This is a genomic window from Pseudomonas sp. Leaf59, from assembly GCF_920984685.1.
Taxonomy (GTDB): domain Bacteria; phylum Pseudomonadota; class Gammaproteobacteria; order Pseudomonadales; family Pseudomonadaceae; genus Aquipseudomonas.
In genome coordinates, this window is sequence record NZ_CAKLBR010000026.1 from 31757 (window position 1) to 45273 (window position 13517).

The window sequence follows — 13517 nt, forward strand, 5'->3', positions numbered from 1 at the left end:
CTGCGTCGTACCTTGTGAGAGCGCGCTCTGTGCGCTTGCACCAGGGATAGAGCAGGGAGTGTGCCAAGTGGATAAAACCCAACGGAACCGGGCTTTCGGCGGATTCTGGCGAGGGTTTTGTACCCGGCAAGCTACAATTTTTGTAGCTTGCTACAAACAAGATGAGTGCTTGCGCCGGAGCAGCCCTTCGCGCGTGAATGCGCGCATGTTCCGATCAAGGAGTGCGCACCATGCGCCAGGTTACGACGGCTGTACTGGCCGGTTTATCGTGGGTGTTTTCCAGCGCGGTGCTGGCCGCCGGCATCAGCGGAGAAGTCGGCGCGGGCCTCGCCTATCAGCCCCACGACCCGAGCGGCAACCACTACGAAGCGCGCCCCATCCCCTACTTCGACCTGGACTGGGGCACACTCAGCCTGGACACCGATGACGGCCTGACCTGGCGCGCACTCAACAGCCAGGGCATCAGCGCCGGCCCCTATATCAATTACCTGCAGGGCCGGGAAAGCAATGGACCGTTGCGCGGCCTGCACGATGTGCCGGACATGGCCGAAATCGGCGGCTTCGTCCAGTACGCCCCGGCCGATTTCTGGCGCGTGTATGCGCAAGTGGGCCAGGCCGTCGGCGGCGGTCACGAACAGGGTGGCGTGCTCGGCAAGCTCGGCGGCGAGCTGGGCTACCCGCTGGGCGGCGTCATCGGCAGCACCGGCCTGATGGCGCACTTTGCCGACGCGCGTCAGACCCAGACCTTTTTCGGCGTGGATGCCAGGGAGTCGGCCGCTTCCGGGATCCGCGCCTATAACGCCAGCGCGGGGTTCCAGAACCTCACGCTGACCCAGAGCTTCGAATTCCCTCTGGCCGCACACTGGTCGCTGCTGACCAGCGCCAGTTGGGTGCACCTGGTCGGCTCGGCGGCCAACAGCAGCCTCGTCAAGCAAGCCGGTCATGTCGACCAGGGCCAGTTGCAGACGGCGATCAGCTATAAATTCGACTGACCGCCGCCCAAAGGCTCAGCCCTTGGCTTCCTGGATGATCTGGCGAATCGCCCCGACGAAGGCTTCGGCCGGCTGGCCGCCGCTGACGGCGTACTGGTCGTTGAACACGATGGTCGGCACCGAGGTCACGCCACGGGAGATCCACAGCTGCTCCTGCTCGCGCACCTCGGCGGCGTATTCGTCGCTGGCGAGAATCTCGGCGGCGCGCTGCACGTCCAGGCCGACGCTCTCGGCGATGATCGCCAGGGTGGCGTGGTCGGACGGGTCCTGGCCATCGCTGAAGTAAGCCTTGAACAGCGCCTCCTTGAGGTTGTACTGCAAGCCTTCAAGGCCGGCCCAATGCAGCAGGCGGTGGGCGTCGAAGGTGTTGTAGATACGGCTCTGGCCATCGGTGCGAAAGGCAAAACCCAACGCGGCGCCCATGTCGCGGATACGCGCGCGATTGGCCTGGGACTCTTCGGCACTGGAGCCGTATTTTTCAGTGATGTGTTCGACGATGTTCTGCCCGATGGCAGGCATGTTCGGATTGAGTTCGAACGGCTGGAAATGGATCTCGGCCTGCACCTCGGTGCCGAGCTGGTCCAATGCTTCGGTCAGGCCGCGCAGGCCGATGATGCACCAGGGGCAGGACACGTCACTGACGAAATCGATTTTCAGGGGAGTACTCATGGCAGGCAACCTCGCTGGCAAAATGTGCCGGAAAGGCTGCACGATACACCAATGTCACAACACCTTCGAAGGCGCCACCGCATCGATCTGCGCCCAGTGCGCCGCATCCTCGCGGTGGGCTTGCAGGTACGGCAGCACCGCCGCCAGCAACGGCGCCTTGAACGCTTCCTGGAAACGATGGGCCAGGCCTGGAATCAGCTTCAACTGGCTGCCCTGGATATGCGCGGCCAGGTGGATGCCGTGCATCACCGGCAACAGCGGGTCGGCGGTGCCGTGCACCACCAGCGTTGGCACGCGCAGTTGGTTGAGCAACGGCACGCGGCTCGGTTCGGCGAGGATCGCCATGATCTGGCGCTTCACGCCGTCCGGGTTGAAGGCACGGTCGTAGGACAGCGCCGCCTGATGCAGCAACACCTGGCGATCGTCCTTCACGTTCGGGCTGCCCAGGGCTGCGAGCAGGTCCGCCTGCTGCTCCAGCGCCACTTCGCGGTTGGGCGCGCTGCGCCGCGCCAGCAATTGCACCAGGGCCGCGTTCGGCGCCGGCAGGCCTTCGGCGCCGGAGCTGGTCATGATCAGCGTGAGGCTTTCCACCCGTTGCGGCGCCATGGCCGCCAGGTGCTGGGCGATCATGCCGCCCATGCTCGCGCCGAGTACGTGAAATTGCTGGACCTGCAAGGCGTCCATCAGGCCCAGGGCGTCATCGGCCATGTCGGTCAGCGTATAAGGCGCCGACACCGGCAGGCCGAGCTTGTAGCGCAGCACCTCGAAGGTCAGGTTGGCGTTGGCCGGCGCCTGGCGCCAGGTGGACAGGCCGACGTCACGGTTGTCATAACGGATCACCCGAAAGCCTTGCTCGCACAAGGCGACCACCACTTCGTCAGGCCAGTGGATCAACTGCCCGCCCAGGCCCATCACCAGCAGCAAGGCAGGGTCGGACGCACGGCCGATGCTCTGGTAGGCAATGCTCACCTGCGCCAGGTCGACAGTTTGGGTCGGGACATTGACATCGCATCGAGACGCCGCAAAAGACGGCAGGCCGAATAAAAGAGCGGCCAGTAAAAGCAACACACGCATGGAAAACACCGAAACGCAGAACCCCAGTAGAGCGCGAGTCTGATGAAGTTTGTTCAAGCGCGCTGCCACAGTTGCATGACAGTTTGATGAAGAGTGCCCAGCGGTCATTTACGCCGGATGCCAGACAGAAATACCGCATGACGCATCGCAAATTCCCGTGCAATGGCGACTTTGCAAGAGGAGCAGCCCGCTCCTCACGACGAGGCCCGCTGATCATGCCCCACGAACATCCCCCAATTACCCCGGCAACGGACCTGGATGACTTCAACTACACCTCCCACCTGGGACGTCTGTGGGTTGACGAAAGCCTGTTGCTCTCAGCCCTCCAACACTGGGCAGACTGCCGTCAGGCAATGCTCGATCTCATGCGCGCCATTCCGTCCCCGCAACGTCTGGTGGCGCAACTGATCCTGGAAAAACTGGACCTGGACGGCGACACCGTTGGCCTGCGCAGCACGGATAAACCCTTCATCAACGTGAACAACGCGCTTGCCTTGCTGCAACAGCGCCCTGAGGTGCCGGCCTCCATTAACCAGGACTTCATTGTGGTGGGCCTGCGCAGCACGCATCCCTTGTTTGCGTTGACGGCGAGCGAAATGCTTGAGCGCCTGGACTCGCTGGACCTGCGGGGTTTCATCACCCATGGCTGGAAACGCTACTGGGATGACCGTGCGCCACACACGCCGGTGTCGCGACGCACACGCGCCAACCAGCTGTATAAAGGCCACTTCGAAGCCGCTGCCCAAGTGGCATTCGCCCTCGGACAACTGAATACCGAGCAACTCAAACCGGCTCTGGCCAAACTGGCCTTGCCCGAGGACTCCGACAGGGCCGTCTACGCCGAGCGATTGCGCTTCAAGTGGGCCGACGGCCATTGCGTCCCTCTGCACGCGGCACTGGTGCTGACCATCGACACCGTCCCCCTCACCGCACAGTTGCTGTACACGCCCTTCAGGCAACCGGTGTTGCAGATTTTCAAGGAACGCAACGCGCTGGAAAGCTGGATGCTGGCCGAACAAGGCCAACTGATTGCATCGGACCGCCCGACACCAGCGTCGGAGATCGACTATGCGCTGATCGACAACCCCTTTACCGACGCGATGGATGCCTGGCTCGCCGACGCCGAGGCGCGCCTGCTGGCAGCGCTGACCCAAAACAGCGGCACGGACTTCGCCACACAAGGTGCGAACGCGTTGCACGCCATTGATTTGACTTACCGACAGCTGCGCGACGACGGGCTCTTCCCGGCGCCGCCTGATTCACCGGTCACGGCAGAGGCCGACGAAGAGCGCGGCAGCGAACCCACACCCTTCGGTTTACTCAGCGCCGACCTGCCGCTGGCGACACGCCTGGCCACGCTCAAGCAGCAGCGCCTGGCCCTGGAAACCGTACTTGACCCAGGGCAGGCCGACCCCCTGCACAGGCTCAAGCCCCACATTGATGACCTGAGCGCGGCACAAAATTCGGCCGACAGCGCACTGGCCACACTGCTGGAAAACAAGACCGGCCTGCAGTTGCAGACCCTGCACAAAACCGCCTCACGCGCCAAAAGCGAACTCTACGCCGCGCGCGTCAAAGGCCTGCGCGCTGAAGCCGAGATACAACGTTTGCTCAAGCAGATCAGCCAGGACGAATACCTGAGGCTGCAGGCGGTCCTGAACCAACCCGACCGCCAGGATCGCACCCTGCCGGTTGCGGCTTGCCGCCTGCTCGTGAGCAAGCGCAGCAGCAACGGTGAATATGGCGAGACCGTGGTGCAAAGCCAGGAGCTGCAAGGCCCGCTGGCGATCATCAATGCGGCTGACCTGCAAGATCCGTCAAGCGACCACGGCGTGCTGCTCTGGTGGCCGGGCCGGTCAGGCGGGCTGCAACGCTTCGCTTCGCGAGAGGCGCTGCACACCGCGCTGTTCAACATACAAACGGATGATGCCGAGCTGAGCCTGCAACTGACCGAGGTGCTGCGCGAGGCGCTCGACTACGGTCTGCAGTCGCAGACACATCAATGCTCACAAAAGGCCGCGTTGTTGATGGAAACCGACGCCGACCCGACCGTGCTGCACGCACGCGCGGCCGAGCTGCAGGCACTGCCGGAAAAATGCAGGCTCGAATGGCAGGTGCACCGCCATGACGCGCGCGACCTTGCCTATGCGCAACTGGTCGAACAACAGCGCAGCGTCACGCTGGCCGAACAGCGGCCGCAATGGGTCAGTGAACTGTCCGACGCCCAGGCAGCCGAGGTCAAGCCAATGATCAACGCCAGTGTGGACGCGTTGCGCCGATCGCAAGTGCTGGTGCAACGCGACCTGCCGTCCGCCAGCCGCTTCAGCCAGGGCCAGGTCGACCAGCGTCTGCGCGAGGATTTCTCGCTGCTCAAGCCCTTCACACTCACCCTTGACCTTCCGGTGACGGTTGAAAAGCAACCGCTGCTGGGTTCAGGCGCTCCCGGCTCGTTTTCACCGCGCACCGTGAACAAGGCCAGTACCGCACGCAGCACGCTGACGTTGCACGAACTCGCCCTGTTCACCGTTGACGACACACTCAAGGACCGCCTGGAGTTCATGAAGGTCGAGGTGCTCAACGACGATGAGGCCGAGCGCCAGCGACTGCTGATGGGCATCACCGCCCCCTACGTCAAACGGATCATCGCGGAACTGGACGTCGCGCAAAAATATGAAGACCTGATCACCCGCACTTTCCTGGGCACGCCTGCCGCCCCCAGCTTCAGTGACGCCTACCAGCAGGAAACCCTGCTGGAAAACTGGCGGTTGCTGCTCAAACTGCAACGCAGCATTGCCAAGGTCCGCGGGCATCTCAAGGACGACGCGCTGCAGATCCTCGACATCGCCATCGACGCCAGCACCGACCAGGCCTGGCGCCAGGGCAATCGCCGGATCGTCATCAAACCGGCACTCCTTACAGTCGGAGGCAGCGACACAGAGGGTCTCAGTTCAACGCTCTTGGGCGTGACCTTTATCGAGGAATTGATCAGCGGCGTTACCCTGTTGTACTTGCCCGACCGCGTCGATGGTCAGTTTTTCTACCGTTTCGACACCCTGGAAGCGGCTCGCAAAGCGCTGTTCAACGGGTGCTTTCGCGAAGAAATGCACCAGTACGTGGCGGGGCGTGCACTGGGTGGTAAAACCGAGCAACACGCTCACCGCATCAAGCAGGCGCTGCTCGAGCACTACGACGCCATCATCGGTGTGGGCGTCGCCTGGCCAGCCTCCACCTCTCTTTCGAAAAACCTGCTCAATATCCATATGGGGCAACTGCTGGAAGCTCATCGCAACACCTCACGCTCCAACAGCGCACAGCGTCTGCGCGAATCGGCGGGCAAAGGTGCGCAGGCGATGTATTTCATAAAACTGGCCATGGGATTCGTGCCGTTTGTCGGCACGGCTATAGGCCTGTATGACGCGTGGGTGCAAGCCAACATGGCTGTCGCGGCGTTCCTGCGCGGCGATGTTCAGGAGGGTATCGACGCCCTGGCATCCAGCCTGCAAGCGCTGATCGACGCCGGCGTCGACCTGGGCACAGGGCTGGGTGTCGCCCCCGGTGCGACCCGCCCCGAGGTTCGCCTGCATCCGTTGATTCGGATCGGCCGCAGCGGGGCCCACCTGTCGCCGCCGTCATTGCGCAAGTCGTCAACCCTCGTCGAACGCTTCGCCGGCTACGAGTACGAACAACCACTATCCCTGCACGGCCTGCAACCGCACAGCGAAGGGATCTACCGCAACGTCTACCGGCACGCACGAGGGGATTTCATGCTCAGCCAGGGCCGTGTGTTTGAGGTCGAACTGGATCAAAGCCTGCACACGTTGCGCTTGAAAGGGACGCGCACCAAAACCTACAAACAGCCCATCGTGCTCGATGAGGCCGGCGACTGGAACACCCACGGCGCGGTGTACGGCACGCTGGTCAACGGTGGACTCGCCGGCGGCGGTGGTGTGCTCGGGCACCTGGCGGACCGCCTCGATCCCGTCTGGCCTGTGGCGATTCGCGAGCGCCTGCCCCTCTGGTGGACCGATCGCGCATGGCGCCAGCAACTGCGTCTGCAAGATGAAGTAATGACCCTTGGCCAACGCGTCAGCACCCAGATCAACAAAACAAAACGCCTGGAACTGCTGTACCTGAACGCTGAGGTCCAGGGCAAATCCGCCGCTCTGACGGACCTGCGCCAGTCCCTGCGAGAATCAATCGAGCTTGCCCTGCGGCATGACAGCAGCCTCGATCAACTGCCTCGGCCCGCCAGTCGTGTGGCCATTACCTTTCATCAGGCGGTGCGCCGCGCGAATGCTGCAAGCATCGTCAGAAATAACATCCAGCTTGCCAATTATGCGAGAAGGGAAATGCTGACCCGGATCGAGCAGTTCTCCGCGCTGACCATCGAACGAATCGAGATTGGCTACCTGATCGATCACGCCAGGCGACGTAAAGCCATCAGCCTCGAGATTCGCGATGCGCTCGATGATGTGGAGCGTTGCGCACACATGGCCAACACCTGGCATCAGAAAATCATGCACGACCGTAACTTCAAGTTCACCGAGACTGACCCCCGCATTCTGAGTGCTTACAAGGCGTTGGACACAGACCTCACAGAGCTTAATCACAATTTCGGCGCGGACTATCGACGTTACGCCAAAATCAGTTTCAGTCTGGAATGCTTCAATCGTTATGACGGCATCAGCGAGTTGTCCTGGTTCTATCTATTCCAACGGTCCCTCAAGAGCCATGCCGGTGTCTCGCGTGCGCTCAACCTTCACTTCCTCCTGGACCGTTCGCCCGCCACTCGCAGTGAACGCCTGGCCATACTTAAGGCCTGTATCCAGGACTACCAGAACTTCAGCCGCGATCTGAAAACCTGGAACCTGGGCTACCCACAGCACTTCGATCAGCCTCGCCTGAGTACACTTCTCGATGACGTGGAAAAAATGATCGAGCTTGCTCGCAACGACATCGGCATCACGCCCAGCCGTGCCCGAGACCCAGGACTCAAGGTCTTTACCACCGACGAAAACCGATTGCAGGTGGGTACCGAAACAATCAACCCACAGACCAGCGCCCGCCAATATATCGTCGAAGCACCTACCGGCCACGTCGAAACCTGGCACGTGGACCCGCACTCCAATCGCGCCCGCCTAGCCGTGACTGAGCAATCGGCGCCGGTTCCCGAACTCAATCCTGCGCGCTCCACCCTGGTGAATGACGCGCAGTCCCGGCTCAGCGCCGTGGACCACTACCAAAGCAAGGTCCAGAGCTATGCGCAACAGAACATGAGCCCGCTTAACCTGGAGCACATGCTTGTCAGCGAAGCAGCAGAGTTGACCGTGCGCGCCAATCGGATCGGACGTGTATCCCCAGACGAACCCATCATCGGCCAATTGCGCAGCAAGGCTGCTGAGTTGACCGTGGCCGGGCGACACCTGCGCGTCCAGCAATCGATGAGCAGTAAACAGCCTACCGGCGGCTTCCTCGATTACCTGCTTTCGCCCCAACAGGGTGATCGGCAAACGATCCGCCTGAGCAAACTGGGAGCGCGTATCGCCAACGGAAAACGCCAGGACAATCGCAGCGATTTTCTCCAGGAGTACGCCGTGCATGACCTAACCCGGCCCGGTGAGCCGGTGCTGTGGTACGTCCATGCGCATTACGACTCGGCCACAACACCCTTCGATAGCGTCGTCAAAGCGCACGTGAAACTGCCGGAGCAACGGCGACTGGGCCTGGAATGGCAAAAACAGCAGCCCGGCCATACGCCGATCTGGCGCGGCGACGTCAGCCGTGCAGTATTTATCGAACAATTCAAAGATCTGTGAGCCACGGCACGGTCGACACCCATGGGAACATGAGACAAACTCACTCTATGTGTGTTTGTCTCAAATTACCTTCATGGAAAGCCCGTGCTCGAAATCCGTCATCTCAAGACCCTGCACGCCCTGCGTGAAGCCGACAGCCTGGTCGAAGCCGCCGAACGCCTGCACCTGACGCAGTCGGCGCTGTCGCACCAGTTCAAGGAATTGGAGGAGCGCCTGGGCATGCAATTGTTCGTGCGCAAGACCAAGCCGCTGCGCTTTACCAGCGCCGGCCTGCGCCTGCTGCAATTGGCTGACGCCACCCTGCCGCTGCTGCGCGGCGCCGAGCGAGATATTGCACGGTTGGCCGGTGGCACCGCCGGGCGGTTGCACATGGCGATCGAGTGCCACAGCTGCTTTCAGTGGCTGATGCCGACCATCGACCAGTTTCGCGATGCGTGGCCGGAGGTCGAGCTGGACCTGGCCTCGGGCTTCGCCTTCGCGCCGCTGCCGGCGCTGGCCCGCGGTGACCTCGACCTGGTGGTGACGTCCGACCCGCTGGAGCTGCCGGGCATCACCTACGTGCCGCTGTTCACCTACGAAGCCATGCTGGCGGTGGCCAACCAGCACGCGTTGGCCGGCAAGTCGTACATCGTGCCCGAAGACCTGCTCAGCGAAACCCTGATCACCTACCCGGTGGAGCGCGATCGCCTGGACATCTTCACGCGCTTTCTGGAGCCCGCCGACGTGGAGCCTGCGCAAGTGCGCACCTCGGAGCTGACGGTGATGATGATGCAACTGGTCGCCAGCGGCCGAGGCGTGTGCGGCATGCCCCATTGGGCGCTGCATGAATACAGCTCGCGCGGTTATGTGAAAGCCAAGCGCCTGGGCGAGAAAGGCTTGTTTGCCACGCTGTATGCGGGGGTGCGCACCGACATGCTGGACGCGCCGTATATGCGCGATTTTCTGCTGACAGCCAAAGACACGTCGTTTTCCACGCTGGATGGCGTGAGTGCCGTGCGCTGAACATCACAATGAAACCAGGCGAGCGCTGGCTTGCCTGCGATGACGGTGTGCCAGCCACTCCATCCTCCACTGGCAGACCGCTATCGCAGGCAAGCCAGCTCCCACATTGAGCGGTGTGATAACCACGGCCTCACTCGGCCTTGAGTTCACGCCACATGTGAATCTTGTCGAAATACTCCACGCCCACCCGCACCGCCAGCGGCTCCAGGCCGTACTGGATAAAGCCGCAGCGCCGGTACAACGCAAACGCAGCGTCATTGCCGGCGGTGACGGTCAACTGGATCACTTTGAGACGAGGATGCCGGCGCGCTTCAGCCAGCGCCGCTTCCACCAGCCGACGGCCCAGGCCCTGCTGCTGATACGCCTCGATCACGTACATGCCAAACAAGGTCACCTTGTGCCGCGCCTTTTCCCGAGGCTCGAACGCCAGGCCGACAATGCCTGCAAGCAGGTCCCCGGCAAACGCGCCGAGCAGCCGGTCCAGCGGGTTGTCGAGGCGTTTTTCCCACCAGCTCAGAGGCATCGCCGCACGCTCGGCGACGCTGGAGGTAAACGCCTGGGGATAGGCGTCATACGCTTGCAGCATCAATGCGCGATAGGCTTCGGCGTCATGAGCCTGCAGCGGGCGCAGGATCATGCGCTGAGCGCGGCGCGATAAAACGGCAGGATCAGGTCACGGGTCAACGGCGCCAGCTGCAGGCCACCATCGCCAGCCGGGTCAATCCAGCGGATTTCTTCGATTTCTGCGGCGGGCGTCACGGCCACATCGATGTTTACCCGGAACAGCTCGGCTTCGACGGTGAAGCCTGGCTCGTTGGCAGCGGGTGCCGAGAAGTGGCCAAGGTAGACGGCGGCGTCCGGCTCGATGCGCAGGTTCAACTCTTCGAACAGCTCACGGGCCAGGGCTTGCACGGGTTGTTCGCCAGCGTCGATCTTGCCGCCCGGTTGCATGAAGGCCTGGGTGCCGCGCTTGCGCACCAGCAGGGTCTGGCCGTCATTCCCGATCAAGAGGGCGGCGGCGATGCGAAGGGTTGAGGTCATGGACAGGCTGCCTTGAATGCAAAGGCGCAAGGATCACATGGCCCAAGGTTACACCGCAAATCCATGCGGGAGAGGGCTTGCTCCCGATGGAGGTATGGCAGTCAGCTTACCTGGAACGACCCGCCGTCATCGGGCGCAAGCCCCCTCCCACACTTCAATTGGCTTGAGCCTTGATGAACACGCTGTACCGCGCGCCTTCCATCGTCTCGAACGCAATCAACTTGTCCACCAACGGCAAATTCAGCGACTTGCCCGCATTGAGCAGCAACATGCCGTTGTCTGCATTCAGGTTGCGCGCCAGCACCATGCCCTCTTCCAGCTCGCGGGTGCCCAGCACCTTGACGTTGGGATCGCCCAGGGTCACGTCAGTGAGGTAGGTGGCGCAGACCCGCACGAAGTCTTCCACCAGATTGGGGTCGTAGAGCCGCCCGGCGTATTTGCGGATGTACAGCAACGCTTCGTCACTGTTCATCTGGCGCTCCAGGATCAGGCCCTTTTGCAGCTCGATAAAGTCCACCGCCAGCTTGAGCAAACGCGAACCCGCAGGAATAGCATCGCCCTTGAGGTGGTCGGGAAACCCGCTGCCGTCCCAGCGTTCCTGGTGATGGCGGATCAGCCGTGCGGCGTCTTTCATCGGCTCCAGGGTCATCAGCAGCGATTCGCTCTGGCTCGGATAGGCACGATAGCGTTCGCGGTCGGTGCTGTGCAGCAGGTCCGAGGGCGCGGCGGTCATGCTGTCGCTCCAGCTCAGCTTGCCGATGTTGTAGAGCGCGGCGGCCATGGTCAGGTCGCGGTTGCTGGCGCTATCGACGCCGTGGGACACACACCAGGTGCGCACCAGCTCGATGATTTGCCGGTTGGTCTGCTTGGCGCGCGGCAGGCGCAGGTTGGCCAGCAGCGAAAACACCTCGGTGCCGGTGGCGTAACTGTGCTTGAGCTCTTCATAGGCCAGGTCGAGCATGTCGGCGGTTTGCTGCAACTCACTGGTGCGCGCTGCCACGCGTTTTTCCAGGGACACGTTGAGCTGCTTGAGTTCATCGTTCTGCCGCTGGATCAACTGTTCAAGACGCGCGCGCTCACGCTCTGAATGCTGGTGGGCCAGGGATTGGCGCAGGGCCAGCAGCAGTTCCTCATCCTTCCAGGGTTTGCTCAGGTAGCGGTAGATCTCGCCTTCGTTGATGGCTTTGACGATCAGGGTCAGGTCGGTTTCGCCGGTCAACAGGATGCGCACGGTGTGCGGGTATGCCTGATGGATATGCGCCAGCAGCGAGGCGCCGTCCATGTCCGGCAGGCGCGCGGCGCTCATCACCAGGTCGACGGGATGACTGGCCAGAATGGCCAACGCCTCAGCGGCACAGGTCGCGCTGTGCAGCGCAACAGGCTCCAGGCGCAGCAACTGCGTGAGGCGCTGCAACACATCGGGGTGGGCATCGATCAACAGCACCACCGGGCGCTCGGCCTCGGTGAACGTAACGGACTCTCCCATGGAATACCTCGGATCGTCGGTGTGCGCTCCTTACGGTCTGGGCAACTGCCTCCTGGCGGACAGTGAAGAGTTTAGTTGGGTTTTCATGAACTGAACCGAACGAGGCGAAGCGTTTGAGACATTCAGTAATATCCATACTTTGCAATTGCTTACAAATACCGCCAACCTGCGCCCGCCCGACGCACGGCCTGCACCACCCTGCGCGCGCCTGTCCCTACTAAACAATTTGTTCATAGAGCCCGCTGCCATGCTGAACGGACGCGACCCGCGCATCGATTTCTTTCGGGGCCTGGCGTTGATCTTCATTTTCTGGGATCACGTCCCCCACAATCCCCTCGGTCAAATCACCTTGCGCAACTTCGGCTTCAGCGACGCCGCCGAAGTGTTTGTGTTTCTGGCCGGTTACGCCTCGGTGCTGGCGTACGGCAAGGTGCTGCAGCGCGAGGGGTACTGGATCGCCGCGTTGAAAATCCTGCGGCGCACCTGGGTGCTGTACGTGGTGCATATCTTTTTGCTGGCGATGCTGATGGGCATCGTGTTTTTTGCCAACAGCCATGTGGAAACCCGCGACCTCGTGGCGGAGATGGGCCTGACGCATTTCGTCACCCACCCGCAACAGGCGCTCACCGATGAATTGCTGCTGCGCTTCAAGCCCAACCTGATGGACCCGTTGCCGCTGTACATCGTGCTGCTGGCCGGGCTGGCGCTGGCGTTGCCCCTGATGATGCGCATGACCTGGGCGGTGATGGCAGTGTCGGCCACGGTGTACCTGATGGCGCCCTGGATGGGCTGGAACCTGCGGGCGATTGCCGACGGCGTGTGGTACTTCAACCCGGTGACCTGGCAGCTATTGTTCGTGTTGGGCGGTGCAGCGGCGATTCACGCCAGCCGACCGCGTCTGGTGCACACACGACCGCTTGCCAGGCAACCGCTGTTCGTACTGGCGGCGCTTTACACGCTGATCGCCGGGGTGATCACGCTGGCCTGGCGCTGGCCCGAGATCCACGATGCGTGGATGCCAAGCGCCCTGAGCGACCTGTTGTACCCGATCAGCAAGACCGACCTTTCACCCGTGCGCCTGCTGCATTTCCTCGCGCTTGCCTACGTCACCGCCAAGCTGCTGCCGGGACGTGGCTGGACGCAAAACTGGCTGGCCCGGCAAACGTGCCGCATGGGCCGTTATTCGCTGGAGGTGTTCTGCCTCGGCGTGCTGCTGGCGCCGTTGGCCGACATGGTCAACGCGCTGACCGGAGATACCGCGACCCTGCAAATTGGCACCGCGTTGGCGGGGGTCGCGCTGATGGCGGCACTGGCCGCATGGCTGGAATTCAATAAACGCCTGAATCAACCGGAGCAAGGTCGCGAACCGCTAAATACATAGCCCCGGCAACCAAAAACGACGTGCTCCCATTAGCCTTCAACTCAATGCGAAGGCGA

Annotated in this window: 9 protein-coding genes; 4 read left to right on the forward strand and 5 right to left on the reverse strand. The window is 62.2% G+C overall.

What is annotated here, in order from left to right; translation table 11 throughout:
* Window positions 1–230 precede the first annotated feature (230 nt).
* Window positions 231–992 (forward strand): MipA/OmpV family protein, encoded by a 762-nt coding sequence (locus LUB09_RS21730; protein WP_231423656.1) that lies wholly within the window; start codon window positions 231–233, stop codon window positions 990–992.
* 15 nt (window positions 993–1007) lie between these two features.
* Here the strand turns inward: LUB09_RS21730 and LUB09_RS21735 are convergent, their stop codons facing one another.
* Entirely contained in the window at window positions 1008–1661 is a 654-nt protein-coding gene (locus LUB09_RS21735; RefSeq protein WP_231423657.1) for a DsbA family oxidoreductase, read from the reverse strand.
* A gap of 54 nt (window positions 1662–1715) precedes the next feature.
* On the reverse strand, window positions 1716–2735 hold the full coding sequence (locus tag LUB09_RS21740; protein ID WP_209989207.1) for an alpha/beta fold hydrolase: 1020 nt from the start codon (window positions 2733–2735) through the stop codon (window positions 1716–1718).
* 215 nt (window positions 2736–2950) lie between these two features.
* Here LUB09_RS21740 and LUB09_RS21745 point away from each other — a divergent pair, with 215 nt between their 5' ends.
* Together LUB09_RS21745 and metR are read left to right on the forward strand one after the other, a co-directional pair.
* Window positions 2951–8551: a dermonecrotic toxin domain-containing protein gene (locus LUB09_RS21745; RefSeq protein WP_231423658.1), complete on the forward strand. Its 5601-nt coding sequence runs from the start codon at window positions 2951–2953 to the stop codon at window positions 8549–8551.
* Window positions 8552–8635: 84 nt separating this feature from the next.
* On the forward strand, window positions 8636–9553 hold the full coding sequence (gene metR, locus LUB09_RS21750) for a transcriptional regulator MetR (RefSeq protein ID WP_209989201.1): 918 nt from the start codon (window positions 8636–8638) through the stop codon (window positions 9551–9553).
* A 130-nt stretch (window positions 9554–9683) separates the two neighbouring features.
* Here metR and LUB09_RS21755 read toward each other — a convergent pair whose 3' ends face one another.
* From LUB09_RS21755 to LUB09_RS21765, 3 genes are all read right to left on the reverse strand, one after another.
* Window positions 9684–10190 carry a GNAT family N-acetyltransferase gene (locus LUB09_RS21755; RefSeq protein ID WP_209989198.1) on the reverse strand — a complete coding sequence of 169 codons (507 nt, stop codon included), beginning with the start codon at window positions 10188–10190 and terminating at the stop codon, window positions 9684–9686.
* Window positions 10187–10594 carry an NUDIX hydrolase gene (locus LUB09_RS21760; protein ID WP_209989196.1) on the reverse strand — a complete coding sequence of 136 codons (408 nt, stop codon included), beginning with the start codon at window positions 10592–10594 and terminating at the stop codon, window positions 10187–10189. The genes LUB09_RS21755 and LUB09_RS21760 overlap by 4 nt, the downstream gene beginning before the upstream one ends.
* Before the next feature lie 154 nt (window positions 10595–10748).
* The gene (locus tag LUB09_RS21765) at window positions 10749–12080 is read right to left on the reverse strand and encodes an HD domain-containing phosphohydrolase (RefSeq protein ID WP_231423659.1); all 1332 of its coding nucleotides are present in this window, start codon (window positions 12078–12080) and stop codon (window positions 10749–10751) included.
* 247 nt (window positions 12081–12327) lie between these two features.
* On the opposite strand from LUB09_RS21765, the gene LUB09_RS21770 reads away from it, so the two are divergent.
* Window positions 12328–13461 carry an OpgC family protein gene (locus tag LUB09_RS21770; RefSeq protein WP_231423660.1) on the forward strand — a complete coding sequence of 378 codons (1134 nt, stop codon included), beginning with the start codon at window positions 12328–12330 and terminating at the stop codon, window positions 13459–13461.
* Window positions 13462–13517 lie beyond the last annotated feature (56 nt).